The 17,688-nt window shown below is 54.8% G+C and carries 17 protein-coding genes and 1 tRNA gene; 14 read left to right on the plus strand and 4 right to left on the minus strand.

Annotated elements, in window-relative coordinates:
• Window positions 1–9 precede the first annotated feature (9 nt).
• Complete coding sequence (locus tag BLP78_RS08745) at window positions 10–1,122, minus strand: hypothetical protein (protein WP_090458469.1); 1,113 nt, start codon at window positions 1,120–1,122, stop codon at window positions 10–12.
• 31 nt (window positions 1,123–1,153) lie between these two features.
• Complete coding sequence (locus tag BLP78_RS08750) at window positions 1,154–1,885, minus strand: hypothetical protein (protein WP_090458471.1); 732 nt, start codon at window positions 1,883–1,885, stop codon at window positions 1,154–1,156.
• Between the two features lie 15 nt (window positions 1,886–1,900).
• On the opposite strand from BLP78_RS08750, the gene BLP78_RS15270 reads away from it, so the two are divergent.
• Entirely contained in the window at window positions 1,901–2,131 is a 231-nt protein-coding gene (locus BLP78_RS15270; protein WP_143002929.1) for a hypothetical protein, read from the plus strand.
• Window positions 2,132–2,243: 112 nt separating this feature from the next.
• On the opposite strand, the gene BLP78_RS08755 is transcribed toward BLP78_RS15270, so the two are convergent.
• Window positions 2,244–3,752, minus strand: a complete 1,509-nt coding sequence (locus BLP78_RS08755) for a YifB family Mg chelatase-like AAA ATPase (protein WP_090458473.1) — start codon at window positions 3,750–3,752, stop codon at window positions 2,244–2,246.
• Between the two features lie 107 nt (window positions 3,753–3,859).
• A complete protein-coding gene (locus tag BLP78_RS08760; RefSeq protein ID WP_090458474.1) occupies window positions 3,860–4,162 on the minus strand; it encodes an accessory factor UbiK family protein in 303 nt (100 codons plus the stop codon).
• A 102-nt stretch (window positions 4,163–4,264) separates the two neighbouring features.
• On the opposite strand from BLP78_RS08760, the gene BLP78_RS08765 reads away from it, so the two are divergent.
• The 13 genes from BLP78_RS08765 (at window position 4,265) to BLP78_RS08830 (ending at window position 17,602) form a co-directional block, all read left to right on the plus strand.
• Window positions 4,265–5,272 (plus strand): aminoglycoside phosphotransferase family protein, encoded by a 1,008-nt coding sequence (locus tag BLP78_RS08765; RefSeq protein ID WP_090458476.1) that lies wholly within the window; start codon window positions 4,265–4,267, stop codon window positions 5,270–5,272.
• 19 nt (window positions 5,273–5,291) lie between these two features.
• Entirely contained in the window at window positions 5,292–5,999 is a 708-nt protein-coding gene (gene murU / locus BLP78_RS08770; RefSeq protein ID WP_090458479.1) for an N-acetylmuramate alpha-1-phosphate uridylyltransferase MurU, read from the plus strand.
• 104 nt (window positions 6,000–6,103) lie between these two features.
• A complete protein-coding gene (pepP, locus tag BLP78_RS08775; protein ID WP_090458482.1) occupies window positions 6,104–7,450 on the plus strand; it encodes a Xaa-Pro aminopeptidase in 1,347 nt (448 codons plus the stop codon).
• On the plus strand, window positions 7,429–7,806 hold the full coding sequence (locus BLP78_RS08780; protein WP_090458484.1) for a hypothetical protein: 378 nt from the start codon (window positions 7,429–7,431) through the stop codon (window positions 7,804–7,806). Before pepP ends, BLP78_RS08780 begins: the two co-directional genes overlap by 22 nt.
• An 89-nt stretch (window positions 7,807–7,895) precedes the next feature.
• Entirely contained in the window at window positions 7,896–9,176 is a 1,281-nt protein-coding gene (locus tag BLP78_RS08785) for an FAD-dependent monooxygenase (RefSeq protein ID WP_090458486.1), read from the plus strand.
• 352 nt (window positions 9,177–9,528) lie between these two features.
• Window positions 9,529–10,542, plus strand: coding sequence for a tRNA dihydrouridine synthase DusB (gene dusB, locus BLP78_RS08790; RefSeq protein WP_090458488.1), 1,014 nt, complete (start codon window positions 9,529–9,531; stop codon window positions 10,540–10,542).
• Window positions 10,539–10,781, plus strand: a complete 243-nt coding sequence (locus tag BLP78_RS08795; RefSeq protein WP_025041412.1) for a helix-turn-helix domain-containing protein — start codon at window positions 10,539–10,541, stop codon at window positions 10,779–10,781. Before dusB ends, BLP78_RS08795 begins: the two co-directional genes overlap by 4 nt.
• Before the next feature lie 103 nt (window positions 10,782–10,884).
• Window positions 10,885–12,447, plus strand: coding sequence for a bifunctional phosphoribosylaminoimidazolecarboxamide formyltransferase/IMP cyclohydrolase (purH, locus tag BLP78_RS08800; protein ID WP_090458489.1), 1,563 nt, complete (start codon window positions 10,885–10,887; stop codon window positions 12,445–12,447).
• A 172-nt stretch (window positions 12,448–12,619) separates the two neighbouring features.
• The gene (purD, locus tag BLP78_RS08805; protein ID WP_090458491.1) at window positions 12,620–13,942 is read left to right on the plus strand and encodes a phosphoribosylamine--glycine ligase; all 1,323 of its coding nucleotides are present in this window, start codon (window positions 12,620–12,622) and stop codon (window positions 13,940–13,942) included.
• A gap of 63 nt (window positions 13,943–14,005) precedes the next feature.
• Window positions 14,006–14,905: an oxygen-dependent coproporphyrinogen oxidase gene (gene hemF / locus BLP78_RS08810; protein WP_090458492.1), complete on the plus strand. Its 900-nt coding sequence runs from the start codon at window positions 14,006–14,008 to the stop codon at window positions 14,903–14,905.
• A gap of 142 nt (window positions 14,906–15,047) precedes the next feature.
• Window positions 15,048–15,123: transfer RNA gene (locus tag BLP78_RS08815), tRNA-Ala, on the plus strand.
• A 482-nt stretch (window positions 15,124–15,605) separates the two neighbouring features.
• A complete protein-coding gene (locus tag BLP78_RS08820) occupies window positions 15,606–15,995 on the plus strand; it encodes a hypothetical protein (protein ID WP_090458494.1) in 390 nt (129 codons plus the stop codon).
• 560 nt (window positions 15,996–16,555) lie between these two features.
• Window positions 16,556–17,602, plus strand: coding sequence for an LPO_1073/Vpar_1526 family protein (locus BLP78_RS08830; protein WP_218118948.1), 1,047 nt, complete (start codon window positions 16,556–16,558; stop codon window positions 17,600–17,602).
• Window positions 17,603–17,688 lie beyond the last annotated feature (86 nt).

Raw genomic sequence — 17,688 nt, forward strand, 5'->3', positions numbered from 1 at the left:
GCGATTCTCCTAAACAGCCTCATCAAGGCTGACATCCAGCAGCCAGCCTGGAACGTCGCCACCGGCAATTTTCCAGCCCCCGTTCATACCCGCCGTCAATCGGGACGAAGATACGATTTCATCGGTAAACATACTGTCCATACCGATAATCTGGACCTGTTCGGGATCATAGATCAGGCTTGTGCCGGTGTTCTCGCGCACCACGCGTCCGCCGTGAAAAAGGCTGTAGCCGTGATTGGGGATCACCAGCAGGGGAGATGCCAAATATCCCAGTACCTCCTGTGCCTCCGCCGGCCAATAGTGCATAAGGACCGCGAAATAGCGCCGGGCCAGATTTGTCGTGGCGGGACAATCCAGCCGGCAGGGAAAATGCTGAATAATTTCCCACCCAAAATAGCGCGAAAAAATGTTTGTGGTCCAGCTCAGATTATGCACCGTCGGTGCCGCCTCCGATTCCTTCAGCAGCAAGAGGCCTACATCCCCTTCGTGGTTCGAAGCAGCGATTGGCCAGCGTTCTTCGAACGCTTTGCAGCAGCAGGACGGATAACCGAGCAATCTTCCCAGGAAGCTTTCCCATCCAAACAGCTGACATAGCCAAGCCATCAGCACGGTTTGTTCGTCGGGAGCAACCAGCAATCCACGCCATGCGCCGGAACCGGCGCATGCGCTGGTTACCTTTGTCATGCGATTACTGTAGCCACCCTTGCATGAATCGTGTTGCGGCAGGAATTCATGCGGACCAAGTAGTGTGTAGTAACCGCGGGCCCGCATCCAGGTCGCCAGGGCGGTCAGACTTTGCTCGCTGCCATGCATCAGGGCCAGAGGCTTGGCTCCCGCAAGTAAAAGGCGCAGCTGCGTTTGCCGCAACAGTGCCTCATCCGTCTCGGTTCGCCACGTTATCGGACCCAACAGGCTCGCGTCATCGATACAGACCGACACCGCGCCCATAGGCGGAGGCAGCGATGCCGGTACGACATCGGATTCCCACTGCCACTCGCGCAGCGCCGTCGCAGGATCCATTTCGAGTAACCGGCGCAGCTTTTCATCCTGGCAGGCCGCTTCGACAAAAGCGCGAAGCGATCGGGCGGCACGGCCTGACCAGGTCGCCCCCTCAACCAACATGGACCGGCATATGATTCATCGGTCGGGTTGGCTAACGTGTAATGTGGAAGCCGCGTACGTGCAAATCCACCGGGCCGGCAGCCGGAATGGCGACCTGGCCTCCGTCCGGCAGGGTGACGTTGATGAGGCCCGCGCCCACGTTAACCCTGGGATCGAAATTGGCATGCCCCCCGCCATTGACGAATCCCGGCGGGCCGGAGTTCACATGCGAGCCGGCTCTGGCAAGATCGCCCACATTCACACGATTGCCGATGCCTCTGGCCGGATCGAAATTGGCATGCCCTCCGCCATTGACGAATCCCGGAGGACCGGAGTTCACATGGACACCTGCCCTGCCGAGATCACCGACATTCACGCGATTGCCAATGCCTCTGGCCGGGTCGAAATTGGCATGACCGCCGCCGTTGACGAATCCCGGAGGGCCGGAGTTCACATGGACACCCGCCCTGCCGAGATCGCCGACATTCACGCGATTGCCGATGCCTCTGGCCGGGTCGAAATTGGCATGGCCACCGCCGTTGACAAATCCTGGCGGCCCGGAATTTACATGACTGCCGGCAGCGCCTATATTGCCGATATTGCCCAGGCGGGATGCGATGGCTTTGTTGGCCTCAGCCGCAATAATGGAAGTCAGATCGCCGATCGTAAGATCGGTCAGTCTGGCATTTGCAGCCAGCAAACGAGGCTGCGGCGCTCTCGCTGCCTGTGGATCAATTTCCGGGGCGGGTGCTGGAGAATCCTCCGGTTTCTGCTCATCAGACATTATTAACTCCTTTTTATGGAAAGTAGCAGCGATAACTCAAGGGAATTGGGGGATGTAATTTCAGGCTGGATTGAGATTGCGATGTTTGTCCTGCGGGATGAACACACGCTTCTCCCCGGTTTTTTTCTTCCAGCATGTTTAAAATTAGTATACGGAATTATCGCTGTCAAGCTGTTTGATAAAAAATATTTTACGCCGCAAAGCAGAGGTACGCCGGATTCAATGGATTTGGTTTTTTCAGGGTAGCCGGCGTAACTCGACAAAACCCCGGTGTGTGTCTGAATGACAAAGGTGAAATCGAATAGGCTCGTCAAACTGCGCCATGTGATCGTGGAATGGCTTGATACCCCTGGCTGATCTAATTCCTGTCCAGCTTCCGGTACTGTACCGCTTCCGCAATATGGGCGCTGGCTATGGTTTCGCTTGCCGCCAGATCGGCGATGGTACGTGCCACTTTCAGGACGCGGTGATAAGCGCGTGCGGAAAAATTCAGGCGGCTGATGGCTTGCTTGAGCAAAGTCTCTCCCAGCGCATCCGGCACACAGTACCTATCGATATCCTTTACTGCCAGATGCGCGTTGGCCTTGCCTTGCCGAGCTATCTGGCGCTGATAAGCCAATTCAACCCGCTCCCCGATCGCCTTGCTTGCTTCGCCTTGCGCTTGGCGCATCAAATCTTCCTGCGGCACGGCGGGCACCTCCACCTGTATATCGATGCGATCGAGCAACGGGCCCGAGATTTTGCCGCGGTAGCGTGCTATCTGGTCGGGAGTACAACGGCATTTTCCGCTGTAATGTCCCAGATAACCGCAGAGGCAGGGGTTCATCGCCGCAATCAGCTGGAACCGGGCAGGAAAATCTGCCTGGCGCGCCGCGCGTGATATGGTAATGCGTCCCGATTCCAGCGGTTCACGCAATACTTCCAGAACCTTGCGGTCGAATTCCGGCAGTTCGTCGAGAAACAACACCCCATTCATCGCCAGTGAAATCTCGCCGGGGCGCGGATTGCTGCCGCCGCCGACCAGCGCAACGCCCGATGCGGTATGGTGCGGCGAGCGATAAGGGCGGCGTTTCCAGTTGGCAACGTTGAAGCCGCCACTGCTCAGGGACTGCATCGCCGCGGATTCAAGCGCCTCATCCTCGGTCATGGAGGGCAAAATGCCAGGAAGGCGCGCAGCCAGCATGGACTTGCCCGTGCCGGGCGGACCTACCATCAGTACGCTGTGGCCGCCCGCCGCTGCGATTTCCAGGGCACGCTTGGCGTGCGCCTGGCCTTTCACCTCCTCCATGCCCGGATGCTGAAACGTGCTCGTTTCCGTGCTTGCTACGCTGGATGCCGTGTAAAGCTGCAACGGCTCGCGCCCGGCAAGGTGTGCGCAAATCTGAAGCAGCGATGTCGCGGGATAGACGGCGGCTTCCTTGACCAGGGCAGCCTCAGGCGCGTTTTGTGCAGGCAGCACGAAACTTCGTCCGGAACGCGATGCGCCGTACGTCATCGCCAATGCACCGCGGATCGCGCGCAGTTCTCCGGTCAGGGCGAGTTCACCCGCCCATTCATATCTGTCGAGCTTGTCCGAAGGGGTTTGGCCCGTTGCCGCCAGTATGCCCAGTGCGATAGGCAGATCGAAGCGCCCGCTCTCCTTGGGCAAATCGGCGGGGGCGAGATTGACGGTGATGCGCCGGGCGGGAAATTCGAATTGCGCGTTTTGCAGCGCCGCCCGCACCCGGTCTTTACTTTCTTTCACTTCCGCTTCCGGCAGTCCGACGATGGTAAAGCTGGGCAGACCGTTTGCGATGTGAACTTCCACCGTGACCAGTGGCGCCTCCATGCCGGAGATCGCTCGGCTATAGAGAATAGCTAGCGGCATGCAGAAAGATCCTCAACCAGAAGCAACAGGATCAATAGGAATAGTACGGCGGAATCGAGTCGTTGCTGGATGTCCGAAAACGCGACATTTTAATATTGAGTAGCTGATTATTCCGTCTCCGACAAATCATCCAGCGTCTCCACCGGAACATCGAGCGTGCCGGCCGATTTATCCGACTTCGCGGCAGTTTCAAGCGCGGCGACCCTGGTTTCCAGTGCCGTCAATTTCTCGCGTGTGCGTTTGAGTATTTCCTGTTGCACCTCGAATTCTTCGCGGGTTACCAGATCGAGGCGGGTGAATAATCCCGAAAGCATGACCCGCATGTTCTTTTCCACATCCTTTATGGGATTCTGTGATAAAAGCTCATTGACCTTGGTGACGATTTCGTCCACTACTTTTTGACTAGCCATGGTTATCTCCATAATTTTTGCTCCCTCACCCGGCTGGGTGAGGAGTGACGCACGCGTGCTAAAATCTCATACTTCGGCAAAATAGGCAATCAGCGAACTATTATGGAGCGTTTTCGCCTCCTGGAAAACTGGATCGGGACACAATTTCCCGGTAAACCCTTCACCTTGGCGCCCGCCTCCGCAGATGCGAGTTTCCGCCGTTATTTTCGTGTGACGTTCAGCGACGGAACGCTGATCGCAATGGATGCACCGCCACCTCAGGAAGATTGCGCGCCTTTTGTGCATGTGGCCGGGTTATTCGCCGCGGCAGGCGTGCATGTGCCGGAAATCCTGGCGCAGGATCTGGCGCAAGGTTTCCTGCTGCTTTCCGATCTCGGAAGCACAACCTATCTCCAGGCGCTGAACGACGATGCGGGTGATACCGATCGCTTATACCGCGATGCAGTGGCGGCGCTCATTAAAATCCAGCTTGCCAGTCGCGCGAATGTAGTGCCGGATTACGACGAAGCGCTGTTGTTGAGAGAGCTGAACCTGTTCCCGGACTGGTATCTGGACAGGCACCTGCATGTCGTGCCCGGAGCGGCACAGAAAGCGGAACTGGATCGCATTTTCCAACGGATCATCCAGAACAACCTGACTCAACCCAGGGTGTTTGTGCACCGCGACTACCATTCGCGCAATTTGATGGTGACCACCCCCAATCCGGGCATTATCGACTTTCAGGATGCGGTCTATGGACCCATTACCTACGATCTGGTGTCGCTCTTCAAGGACGCGTACATAAGTTGGGATGAGGAACGCATACTGGACTGGTTGATCCGCTATTGGGAACAGGCGCGCAAACTCGAGTTGCCAGTGGCTGGCGATTTCGCCGATTTTTATCGCGATTTTGAATGGATGGGCGTACAGCGCCATATCAAGGTGCTGGGGATCTTCTCGCGCCTGAATTACCGCGACGGCAAAAGTGATTACCTCACCCATATACCATTGGTGGAGGAATATTTGCGAAAGGCATGCGAGCGCTACCGCGAACTTCATCCCCTGCTGACGCTGCTGGACGAATGGACGGTCACCAAATCGACGGAAGCGAAAGTTGGCTACACCTTCTGAAAATGTCTCCTTCAAGGCCATGATCCTGGCAGCGGGGCGCGGCGAGCGCATGCGTCCCCTGACCGATACATTACCCAAGCCGCTGCTGCGCGTGGGGAATAAGGCGCTGATCGAATATCAACTGGAAAGTCTTGCGCGCGCCGGCTTTGCCGACATCGTCATCAACCATGCTCATCTGGGGCACATGATCGAGGCTGCGCTCGGCAACGGCAACCGCTATGGGGTGAACATCCGTTATTCGCGTGAGCCGGTGGCATTGGAAACCGCGGGCGGCATCGCCCAGGCGCTACCCCTTCTGAGGCATGAGCGGCAAAATCAAGGAGGCCCACCGTTTCTGGCGGTTAATGCGGATATCTATTGTGAAATCGATTTTTCCTCCCTCCTCCCGGTTTTACGGCACATGCGAGCCAGCCCGGATGGCGATCTCGCCCATCTGGTACTGGTCGATAATCCTTGGCATCATCCTGAGGGCGACTTCACCCTTGATTCCGGCAGAGTGGCGCTTTCGGGAAAAAATAACCTTACCTTCAGCGGCATAGGCATCTACCAGCCGAAGCTCTTCGCCGATATCGTGCCGGGTTCCCCGGCGAAACTTGCGCCCCTGCTGCGCCAGGCAATTTCATCGGGTAAAGTGAGCGGCCAACATTACCAAGGCGTATGGATAGACGTGGGCACGCCGGAGCGGCTTCAGCTGATCGATTCCCGACTAACCACCGCCAGTAACTAGCCCACTCGCAGGATGGGTGAAGCAAAGCGCAACCCATCAAAAATCGACCAAAAACCACCGGGATACTTTGCTTTATCCGGCAAATGCTGTAAGAATCTTTATCCATGATCCCCATTCAAGCCTTCAGCGAACGGCGCCATCGTCTGGCATCCCAAATGCGGAAGGGCGTTGCCATCATTCCCACCGCGCCGGAGCGGGTGCGAAATAGAGATGCGCATTATCCCTATCGCTTCGACAGCTATTTTTATTACCTGACAGGCTTTGGCGAGCCCGAGGCAGTGCTTGTGGTCGTGGCAGGGGCCGGTACGGATGCATCGAAGAGTATCCTGTTTTGCCGCGAGAAAAATGTCGAATATGAAATCTGGAATGGGTTCCGTTACGGGCCCGAGGGTGCCCGGGAAGCATTCGAGTTCGACGAAACATATCCCATCGCCAAGCTGGACGAAATACTACCCCGGTTGCTGGCGGACCAGCCCGCCGTTTTTTGCGCGCTGGGCGACGACACGGCGTGGGACGCGCGCGTGATCGGCTGGGTCAACCGGGTGCGGCAACAATCGCGGAGCGGTACTGCCGCACCGGCCGAAATTCGTGACATCCGGTTGCTGCTGGATGAGATGCGCCTGTTCAAAAGTGCGGAAGAGCTTCAAGTCATGCGCCGTGCGGCGGAGATTTCCGGCGGCGCGCATCGCCGTGCCATGCAGAACACGCGTCCCGGCATGAGCGAATATGAAGTGGAGGCCGAACTGCTGCACGAGTTTCGCCGCCATGGCGCACAGGCGCCCGCCTATACATCCATCGTCGCGGGTGGGGCGAACGCCTGCGTACTGCACTATGTCGAAAACAATGCCAGGCTGAAGGCCGGCGAATTGTTATTGATCGACGCCGGTTGCGAATTGGACGGCTACGCCGCCGACATTACGCGCACCTTTCCGGTGGACGGAAAATTCAACCCGGCACAACGGGATTTATACGAATTGGTATTGTCTGCACAGGCGGCAGCGATAAAGGCGGTGCGGCCGGGCAACACCTGGGATGCCCCGCATAACGCCGCATTGCAGGTGCTGGCTCAAGGTTTCATCGATCTCGGCCTGTGCCACGGCAGTGTAGATGAAGTTATCGGGTCGGAAGACTACAAGCGTTTTTACATGCACCGCACCGGCCACTGGCTGGGGTTGGATGTGCATGACGTGGGCGAATACAAGCATAACGGAGAATGGCGCCCGCTGCAGCCGGGAATGACCCTGACAGTGGAACCGGGGTGTTATGTCCGTCCGGCCCATAATGTTCCCCGGCATTTCTGGAATATCGGTATACGCATCGAAGACGACGTGGCAGTGACGGAGACCGGGTGTGAAGTATTGACGGGAGCCGCGCCCAAAACGGTAGCGGAGATTGAAGAACTGATGCGCGATCGGAAAAAATTGAAATCATGGACGAAAACGATCGGATAATCATAAAGCGCATATCCCGGCAGGGAAATGCCAGCGGTCCCGAAGACGAGACCGTGCATATTTTTCGTGCCGGCGGTGGCAGTCCCGGCAAGCGCTGGCTCACTTACCTGCTCCTGGCCCCATTTTTGATCATCATGGTGGTTTTGGGCATTTTCTTTTTTACCGCATTTCTTGCATTATTCGCGGTCGCCGCCGTTGGATTTGGATTCAGGTTATGGTGGCTACGTCGCAAATTGCGAAAATCGGTGGATGCAGTGGAAGCACCCTATGTCGTTATCGAGGACGCCGAAATTATCGAGGAAAGCACTGACAGGGCAAATGAAAACAAGCGCAATGATCGCCATGAGCCGCCATGAGCAACCATGGGCGATAGGCGGCTACAAAGATAAAATGTGGCAAAAAATGAGGAGTCGAGCAAGGTCCTCTTAAAATCTCCGGCTAAAACATGAACACCCATCATTACGATTACGACCTGATCATTATCGGCGGCGGGCCGGTAGGGATGGCCTTGGCACTCGCACTACGCGGAAGTGGCACGTCCGTGCTGTTGCTGGAAGCGCGCGGAATGCCTGCAAAAACGGAAGACTCCCGTCCGCTGGCGTTGTCTCATGGCAGCCGGCTCATCCTGCAGCGTTTAGGGGTCTGGGACAAGCTGCCGGAAGTCACGCCCATCCTTACTATCCATATCTCCAATCGAGGCGGGTTCGGCCGAACCGTATTGACCGCTGACGAAACCGGTGTGCCGGCTTTGGGTTACGTAGTCAGTCACCATGATGTGTTTCGGGCCATGCATGAGGCGTTGCAAAACTGCAATGTCGACTACCTGGCAGGGGCACAGGTAACTCGGCTGGAAACATCTGCCGGGCTGGGCCAGGTTGAATTTCAGCATGATGGCGTCACAAAGAAAGTAACGGCGCGGCTGCTGGCAGTTGCAGACGGCGGCCGCCTCACTGCGCAAATCGAAGGCGTAACCCAGCACGTGCATGATTACCAGCAGTGGGCTATCGTTGCACAGGTCAAAACCGAGCGCTCCGGGAGCATGCCGCCCGCCGCGGTAGCAAAACCACCCGCCGCTCCATTGCGCCGGTCCGCAAAACGAACTTCGCAAACGACGAACGCCAGCGGCAACGGCCCGGTGCGTACTCAGCACGACATCGCTTATGAGCGCTTTACGCCGGATGGCCCGGTGGCGCTGTTGCCTTCGGGCGATCGCTTTGCGTTGGTGTGGACCGTTTCTCCGGCAGCAGCCCAGGAAATTCTTGCCCTGGATGACGCAGCCTTTCTTGCCCGGCTACATGGTCATTTCGGCGATCGTCTCGGCAAATTCATCGAGGCCGGCAAGCGGGCCGGCTTTCCCCTCGCATTGAAATACGCCACGCCCGTCACGGCTTGCCGTGTCGTATTGATCGGCAACGCGGCACAAACTCTGCACCCCGTTGCGGGACAGGGTTTCAACCTGGGGCTGCGCGATGCGTGGGAACTGGCTGAAGAAATTATTGCATCGCCCGTCGACATAGGCACGCCGTTAATGCTTGCCAGATATCGTGACAAGCGCCGGACGGATAGTAGCGTCGGGCGGATATTCACCGATTCATTGATAAAGCTTTTTTCCAACGACGATCTCGTGCTGGGCGCCCTGCGGAACAGCGGGCTGAGCGCGCTGGATTGTTTGCCGCAAGCCAAGCGATTCGTCGCGCGGCGTATGATGTTCGGTGCAAGAGGATAACCGGACTATAACCCGGATGTTTCATAAAATTGACGCGCGCCCTTGCTGGTCTTTTGTTTCGTATGAATCGTTCAGTCGGGCGTATGAATAAACTACGCAACTCTTTCACAAAATCTCCCTGCAAAACAAAATCCTGCGCAATCATCACGCGAATTTATGAAACATCCGGGATAAAACCCGAAGATGCTGCCTGTAGCGAGCCGGTGCAGTTAACTGAATTATCGTCCCGTAAAATCCCGCATCTATCCATTGATGGCACAGTGGTTTTAGAAGTCATGATCATTTCCTGTTAAGATTGCACCTATTTTGTCCTCTGTACGCTTTGCCGTCGGCATCGCCGTCAAATCAAGTCATGCGAATCGGTTCTCACATTCTCAAAAACAAGCTGATCGTGGCACCCATGGCAGGGGTGACTGATCGTCCTTTCCGGCAGCTGTGCAAGAGCATGGGCGCGGGTATGGCGGTATCGGAAATGGTGTCGAGCAATTCGCTGCTGTGGGGTTCCGAAAAGACGCGGCGCCGGGCAAATCATGAAGGTGAAGTGGACCCGATTTCGGTGCAGATTGCGGGTGCCGACCCGGCGATGATGGCTGAAGCGGCCCGCTACAATGTGGCGCAAGGGGCGCAAATCATAGACATCAACATGGGCTGCCCCGCCAAGAAAATCTGCAATGTGATGGCGGGTTCCGCGTTGCTGCAGGATCAACCCCTGGTCGGGCGCATCCTCGATGCCGTGGTCGGTGCGGTAGATGTTCCCGTCACCCTGAAAATTCGCACCGGTTGGGACACTCAACACAAAAACGCGCTCGCGGTGGCGAGGATCGCCGAGAGTGCCGGGGTTCAGGCGCTGGCCATCCATGGACGCACCCGTGCTTGCGCCTACACCGGCCATGCGGAATACGACACTATCGCCGCCGTAAAGGCCGCAGTGAAAATCCCGGTTATTGCCAATGGTGACATCACCACCCCTGAAAAAGCAAAACACGTGCTCGAATATACCGGCGCCGATGCCATCATGATCGGCCGTGCCGCCCAGGGGCGGCCCTGGATCTTCCGCGAGATCAACCACTATCTGGCAACCGGCAAGCATCTACAGTTGCCCGAAGTCGCCGAGATTCACCGTGTGCTTATCCAACATCTGCATGATTTATATAACTTCTATGGAGAATATTCCGGCGTGCGCATTGCCCGCAAGCATATCTCCTGGTACACCAAGGGGCTAGTCGACTCTGCCGGGTTCCGTCATGCCATGAACCAGTTGCAAAGCACGGACCAGCAGTTGTCGGCGGTGAATGAATTTTTTACTAGACTTGCCGGCTATGGGCGGCGGTTGACTTACGTTGAGGCTGAGGAACTCGTCGCATGAGCATTATTAACGAAAACGACATCGCCCGGTGCGTACGGAAGGCCGTGGAAGATTATTTCAATGATCTGGACGGCGAAAAGCCGCACGCCATACACGATATGGTAATACGCAGCGTGGAGAAGCCGCTGATCGAACTGGTAATGAAGCACGCCGGCGGCAACCAGACCCGAGCTTCGGAGTTGCTCGGCATCAACCGCAATACGCTCCGCAACAAGATGAAGCAGTATCAGATCAAATAGGCCAGGATAGTTCACGCCTGCCACCATCACAGCAGCACAGGTAATCGAAGCATGAACCGCCGCAGCAGTGGCGCTATATACTCAATTCCAATAATGACCTCGAATGTCCATTAAACAAGCACTGATCAGCGTTTCCGACAAAACCGGCATTGTCGAGTTTGCCAGAGAACTGCGCGAGCTGGGCGTAGCCATCCTGTCCACCGGCGGCACCGCCAAATTACTGAAGGAAGCCGGCCTGGCCGTTACCGAAGTCGGGGATTACACCGGCTTTCCCGAAATGCTCGATGGACGGGTGAAAACCCTGCATCCAAAAATACACGCCGGTATTCTGGCGCGGAAAGACCTGCCCGAGCACATGTCAGCCATGGAAAAGGCGGAAATCCCGGCCATCGAACTGGTGGTGGTGAATCTTTACCCTTTCCGCGAGACCATTGCGCGGCCTGGATGCAGCCTGGAAGAGGCTATTGAAAATATCGACATCGGCGGACCTACCATGGTGCGCGCCGCGGCAAAGAACTATAAAAGCGTAGCCATTGTCACCGACCCGGAGGATTACGCGCCTCTGTTGACGGAAATGAAGTCATCCGGGGGCGCGGTTGCGCAGGATTCCCGTTTCAAGCTGGCTTGCAAGGCTTTCTCTCATACTGCTGCTTACGACAGCGCCATCAGTAATTACCTGACCTCGACCGAAAGTGAAGGTGGAGAACGCCAAGCCTTTCCCGGACGCCTCAATCTCAACTTCAGCATCGGCCAGCATTTGCGCTATGGCGAAAACCCCCATCAGCAGGCTGCGTTTTATCGCGAACCTATCCCTGTTCCCGGCAGTCTTGCCAGTTACACCCAGGTGCAGGGCAAGGAGCTGTCATATAACAACATCGCCGATGCGGATGCCGCATGGGAATGCGTCAAGACATTTGACCTGCCCGCCTGCGTCATCCTCAAGCATGCCAATCCCTGCGGCGTAGCCGTCGCCACCACACCGCTTGCGGCTTACAAGCTGGCGCTTGCTACCGATCCGACTTCCGCTTTCGGCGGTATCATCGCCTTCAACCGCGTGCTGGACGGCGCGGCGGCTGAGGCAGTGATCAAGCAATTTGTCGAGGTAATCATTGCACCCCAGTTAACCAGCGAGGCGCAACAGATTCTCGCCCGAAAGGCGAACGTGCGCGTCCTGACCGTGCCGCTCGAGACCGGCAGCAACACTTTCGACTTCAGGCGCGTAGGCGGCGGGTTGCTGGTACAGACCCCCGACAACCTCAACGTCACTGCCGCGCAACTTAAAGTGGTGACCAAGGCACACCCGACGCCGCAACAATTGCAGGATCTGCTGTTTGCCTGGCGCGTGGCTAAATTCGTCAAATCCAACGCCATCGTGTTTTGCGCCAACGGCCAGACGCTGGGCGTCGGCGCGGGACAAATGAGCCGGGTGGATAGCGCCCGCATTGCATCGATCAAGGCACAGAATGCGGGGCTCACGCTTGCCGGTTCGGTAGTGGCCTCGGACGCATTTTTTCCGTTTCGAGATGGGCTGGATGTAGTCGTTCAGGCCGGCGCCACGGCGGTTATCCAGCCCGGCGGCAGCGTACGCGATGAAGAAGTCATTGCTGCCGCGGATGAGCAAGGTGTGGCGATGGTGCTAACCGGCGTGCGGCATTTCAGACATTGAGCATGTGTCGAAGCGTCGTTTCTTTCGGTAAATATGCACCACTCCCAGTTTAACGCGTATGCAGCTTGGGTAGGATGGGTGAAGCGTAGCGCAACCCATCAAAACTACTAGCGCAAAGTCGGGTAGCACAGGCATTCCGCAAAGCGGATGTTCGCAAATTCAGGTTAGAAATATGAAACTACTTGTAGTCGGCGGAGGTGGCAGAGAACACGCTTTAGCGTGGAGACTCCTCCAGTCATGGCGAATCAGCCGCTCCATAAAGGTCTTCGTCGCGCCGGGTAATGCCGGCACGACAATGGAAGACGGCCTGGAAAATCTTCCCATCACAGCTATTCCCGAATTAGTGGAATTTGCCAAAAAGGAATCCATCGCGTTCACGATTGTCGGGCCGGAAGCGCCTCTGGCGGAGGGCATCGTGGATGCCTTTCGCGCCGCCGGGCAAAAAATTTTCGGCCCCACCAAACAGGCTGCGCGGTTGGAAACATCCAAGGATTTTTCCAAGGCTTTCATGCAGCGCCACGGTATTCCTACCGCCGCCTATGCTACCTTCAGTTCCGCTGCCGAAGCCCATCAATATGTGGACCAGAAGGGCGTGCCCATTGTCATCAAGGCAGACGGACTGGCTGCAGGCAAGGGTGCCGTGGTGGCGATGACACTGACAGAGGCCCATGACGCAGTCGATGCGATGATGGTCGAAAACCGGCTGGGCAATGCCGGGGCGCGCGTTGTGATCGAGGATTATCTGGAAGGTGAAGAGGTCAGCTTTATTGTCATGGCCGATGGGCGCCATGTGCTGCCGCTTGCCACCAGCCAGGATCACAAGCGGCTGAAAGAGGGCGACCAGGGGCCGAATACGGGCGGCATGGGCGCCTATTCTCCCGCACCCATGATTACGCCGGCCCTTCACGCCAGGATAATGCGCGAAGTGATCCACGCGGCCATGCAGGGCATGGAACAGGAAGGCGAACGGTACACCGGCTTTCTTTATGCCGGATTGATGATCACGCCGGACGGCGGCATCAAGGTGCTGGAGTTCAATTGCCGCATGGGTGATCCGGAAGCCGAAGTCATCATGTTGCGCCTGAAAAGTAACCTGATAACGCTGATAGAGCATGCCCTGAATGGAACGCTCGATAAAGTGGAAGCCGAATGGGATCGCCGCACCGCCCTGGGTGTGGTGCTGGCAGCTCATGGTTATCCGGATTCGCCGCGTAAAGGTGACGTGATCCATGACCTGCCGGCGTTGGCGCCGGAGTCGGGGTCCACGGAAGAGCCGGAAAGAGACTTTCACGTGTTCCACTCAGGCACGGCATTGGGTGCAGAAAACAGCAAGGAAATCGTGACCACGGGCGGACGTGTGTTGTGCGTTGCCGCGCTCGGGGATAGCGTAAAAATGGCCCAGCGCCGAGCCTACGAAATCGCCGAGCAGATTCATTTCGATGGTTGCCAGATGCGGCGCGACATTGGGTACCGGGCTATCAATCACCGGAAATAGCCCATAGACAAGGGCACGGGGCACGGCTGCCCAAAAAATAACAGAGCGGTATCGGGAGTGTGTATGGACACCACGCAACAGGCTAAAGAGTTTTTCACCGGACTTCAGGAACGCATTGTCGAGCGGCTGGAGAAAGTGGACGGAAAACGCTTTCACCGCGACAAATGGGAGCGCCCGGAAGGTGGCGGCGGGTTAAGTTGCGTGATGGAAGAAGGCAACGTATTCGAGCGCGGCGGGGTGAACTACTCGCACGTATTCGGCGGCGGCCTGCCCGCCTCCGCCACCGCCGCGCGACCCGAATTATCGGGGCGCAGCTTTGAAGCGATGGGGGTATCGATCGTGTTGCATCCCCGCAACCCATACGCGCCTACCGTGCACCTGAACGTGCGTTACCTGGAGGCGCGCAAGGAAGGCGCCAAGCCGGTATGGTGGTTTGGCGGCGGCATGGATTTGACTCCCTACTACGGTTTTGAAGAAGACGCCGTACATTTCCACCAGACCTGCAAGAACGCGCTACAGCCGTTCGGTGCCGACTATCATCCGCGCTTCAAGAAATGGTGCGACGATTATTTTTACCTGAAGCACCGCAAGGAACCGCGCGGTATCGGCGGCATCTTCTTCGATGATTTAGGCAAGCCGGATTTCGATGCCTGCTTCAACCTGACCAAGAGCGTCGGCGATCATTTCATACCCGCCTATGTGCCGCTCCTGGAGCGCCGCCTGAATACGCCATACGGCGAACGCGAACGCGACTTCCAGGCATACCGTCGCGGCCGTTATGTGGAATTCAACCTGGTGTGGGACCGTGGAACTTTGTTCGGATTGCAATCGGGTGGACGCACCGAATCCATCCTCATGTCACTGCCACCCATCGTGAAATGGCGCTATGATTGGAAACCCGCGGCGGGCAGTGCTGAAGATAAGCTTTATACGGATTTTCTGATTGGGAAGGATTGGGTGTGAGCGGATATGGGCTTCGTCAAGTTCCTTTGTAAGCCATCCGCCCTACCGAAGTACTCGCTGGTGTTGGGTACTCATTTGCCACTTCCCGGGTAACGTAAATATTCTGCTGTCGTTTTTTGTTATAAAATAGCGCTTGATACATGGGGACGTAGCTCAGCTGGGAGAGCGTCGCGTTCGCAATGCGAAGGTCGGGAGTTCGATCCTCCTCGTCTCCACCACTAATTAAAGGCCAGACGTTGCTCTGGCTTTTTTACGTGTCGTTACGCAGCGGCACCGCAAGGTATTGTGTGATGGATAATTTGGCTGCCAATCTTTTTGATATATGGCTGGGTATTACCTACCCGATTGTTTCATAAACCGCTCTGAAGCGTATTCCTGTCCGCTTTATTTCGGTGAACAATGCGCTAAGCACAGCTCCCCTAACCCCCAATGTTTCGATGGGGTCGGACTCGATTGAATCAACATAAAAGGCAATAAATTGATTGTTTTCCGAAAGTTTAAGTAGGAATGCGGCCTAGACGGTCGGAACGATTCTTATCAATTGAGTCTGACCCCATAGATTTCTTTTGTAAATTATCCGTTACTTTTCAGAAAGGAATCATAGTTGACTCGGGGTAAATGGTCGTTGGCAGGGGTGCCCCATCGAGGATGGCGGTGCATTGACGCGGAGGATTTAGGTGAAGAGCGAATCAAATGTGAAATGTGTGAATTGCAAGAAATTCGCTACGTTCATCATATGGCACATCCGAAGTATCCCAACGTTTTAGAAGTGGGCAGCAGCTGTGCAGCGGACATGGAGGAAGACGTAAGTGCGGCAAAAAAACGAGAAAAGACGTTGGCGAAACGGGCAGTTTGGGGGCGTGGTTGGAAACAGCGACTTGGGGGAGGGCTCTATAAGGTTTTTGGTGGATGTGTAGTTGAAGTATATATGCGAGATCAAAGGTGGACAGTAACTATCCTAACAGCGAAAGAAACAATTCAAAAAGAAAAAGAATTTCACCGAGCAAAGGATAGCTTTGAAGCTATGGTGGATGCTCAGCTATACGCCTTTGACTATATATATCCGTTAAAGGTGGAGCCCTATTCCTAATTGTTTCTAATTGGACAAACTCATGTCGCAGTTTTTGGATGTTTCTATAGGGTCAGACTCGATCGAATCGACATAGAGAGCAATATATTGATGGCTTTCCAAGAGTTTGAGTACGTATGGTCTAGACGTTGGGACGGTTCTTATCAATGGAGTCTGACCCGTAGATTTCGCTACTTCGACTATGTAAAAGCACCACCGAGTCTTAAAGCGCCTCTATGAGGCTTATTTAGTATCTATAGAGCTGTAACTCTTTCTAACTTACACGGATTGGACCAAAGACCAATATCGAGCCTATTTGTGTCAAAGTAGAATGAGCAACGATTTCAGCCGGTCGTAGGCGTTGACTAATGCGTTTTTCTGAAGAGATATTCAAGCTGTGATATGGAACTGGATCATAATCAATAAAGAATGGCTGCTTAGCGGTATAGGTGTGGCTTTGCCACTTGCAATAATTGGTTGGATTTACCGTCCGAAGAAAAATAAGCAAATACAAAAGAGCGGCAATAACTCAACCAATATTCAAATCGGTGACAATTTTACTATCAAGTCTAAAGGCTCTGATGAATAAACAGGACCAGCAATCAGGCGATAATTCAACCAACATTCAAGCAACTCAGCTTGTTATCAACAACGGCCCTACTTACGCCGAAGTAAGAGATGTGGCTTTAGATGTATTTAGGGCCAATTTTTACAATTTAGCGGGAGAGGCCCGCGATATTGCCCGCGCAAGGGCTGAAGAAATAACTCTAGAGTTTTTAAAAAAACTAGAGACAGATAATCCATCGGCTCTCTCACACGCCAAAGACCCTAGTTTTCAGCAAGCTTTATTTATCGTTCAGAAAGAATATGCGATAACTGGCGATAAAGAACTCGGAAATTTACTGGTTGATTTGTTAGTGGATCGGAGCAAGCACGAGCAGCGCAGCATGCTTCAAATAGTGCTCAACGAATCGCTCAAAATCGCACCAAAACTTACGACTGATCAGTTGGCGACGCTGGCTATCACCTTCTTATTCAAATATACGCAAAACTTCGGTTTGGGAAACCACGAAAAGCTAGGGGAATATTTTGATCAAAATATTTTGCCTTTCGTCGATAAATTAAGCAACAGCGAGTCAAGTTTTCAACATCTTCTTTTTTGCTCGTGCGGCATGATTATTCCTCAAGGCTTCAGGCTGGAACAGATATTAACGATAACCTATAGGGGATTATTCTTCAAAGGATTTGAAGCTGCCGAGATAGTTCAGCGAGCGATAGCTATTGGTCAGGACGAGCGTTTCTTCGTTCCGTGCTTAAATGATCTGAGCAAACTCCAAATAAAGGCGCTTGGTAAGGGAGATCTGCAGAGGACGCTAGATCTCAATTCGGTATCTCTAGACGACAGAACTAAGATAAACATCTTGTTTGACGAAGCGCAAATAATGAGCGACGAGGAAGTAATAAATTTGATTGTATCTCTCAGACCATACATGGAAGACGCGTTTTCAAGATGGAACTCATCCGCAATAAAAAACTTTGGTCTTACCAGCGTAGGAATGGCTATCGGACACGCCAATATAAAACGTCTAACAGGCGAGATTACCGACCTTTCAATTTGGATTAATTAGCATTTAAGGGCTACTTTCGTAATTTTTACTTAAGTCAGCCTTTCCATAACTCGTTGCAACTGAACCAATGACCATTTTCTACGCGT

It is taken from the genome of Nitrosospira sp. Nsp1, from assembly GCF_900100985.1.
GTDB lineage: Bacteria > Pseudomonadota > Gammaproteobacteria > Burkholderiales > Nitrosomonadaceae > Nitrosospira.

Excerpts from the sequence above, each read along its gene's own strand:
- hemF (WP_090458492.1), top strand. The coding sequence starts at position 14,006 with ATGGACACCACGCAACAGGCTAAAGAGTTTTTCACCGGACTTCAGGAA.
- BLP78_RS08820 (WP_090458494.1), top strand. The coding sequence starts at position 15,606 with ATGTGTGAATTGCAAGAAATTCGCTACGTTCATCATATGGCACATCCG.
- BLP78_RS08780 (WP_090458484.1), top strand. The coding sequence starts at position 7,429 with ATGGACGAAAACGATCGGATAATCATAAAGCGCATATCCCGGCAGGGA.
- BLP78_RS08760 (WP_090458474.1), bottom strand. The coding sequence starts at position 4,162 with ATGGCTAGTCAAAAAGTAGTGGACGAAATCGTCACCAAGGTCAATGAG.
- BLP78_RS08745 (WP_090458469.1), bottom strand. The coding sequence starts at position 1,122 with ATGTTGGTTGAGGGGGCGACCTGGTCAGGCCGTGCCGCCCGATCGCTT.
- pepP (WP_090458482.1), top strand. The coding sequence starts at position 6,104 with ATGATCCCCATTCAAGCCTTCAGCGAACGGCGCCATCGTCTGGCATCC.
- purD (WP_090458491.1), top strand. The coding sequence starts at position 12,620 with ATGAAACTACTTGTAGTCGGCGGAGGTGGCAGAGAACACGCTTTAGCG.
- BLP78_RS15270 (WP_143002929.1), top strand. The coding sequence starts at position 1,901 with ATGGAAAGTAGCAGCGATAACTCAAGGGAATTGGGGGATGTAATTTCA.
- BLP78_RS08765 (WP_090458476.1), top strand. The coding sequence starts at position 4,265 with ATGGAGCGTTTTCGCCTCCTGGAAAACTGGATCGGGACACAATTTCCC.
- BLP78_RS08755 (WP_090458473.1), bottom strand. The coding sequence starts at position 3,752 with ATGCCGCTAGCTATTCTCTATAGCCGAGCGATCTCCGGCATGGAGGCG.
- murU (WP_090458479.1), top strand. The coding sequence starts at position 5,292 with ATGATCCTGGCAGCGGGGCGCGGCGAGCGCATGCGTCCCCTGACCGAT.
- BLP78_RS08830 (WP_218118948.1), top strand. The coding sequence starts at position 16,556 with ATGAATAAACAGGACCAGCAATCAGGCGATAATTCAACCAACATTCAA.
- dusB (WP_090458488.1), top strand. The coding sequence starts at position 9,529 with ATGCGAATCGGTTCTCACATTCTCAAAAACAAGCTGATCGTGGCACCC.
- BLP78_RS08785 (WP_090458486.1), top strand. The coding sequence starts at position 7,896 with ATGAACACCCATCATTACGATTACGACCTGATCATTATCGGCGGCGGG.
- BLP78_RS08750 (WP_090458471.1), bottom strand. The coding sequence starts at position 1,885 with ATGTCTGATGAGCAGAAACCGGAGGATTCTCCAGCACCCGCCCCGGAA.
- BLP78_RS08795 (WP_025041412.1), top strand. The coding sequence starts at position 10,539 with ATGAGCATTATTAACGAAAACGACATCGCCCGGTGCGTACGGAAGGCC.
- purH (WP_090458489.1), top strand. The coding sequence starts at position 10,885 with ATGTCCATTAAACAAGCACTGATCAGCGTTTCCGACAAAACCGGCATT.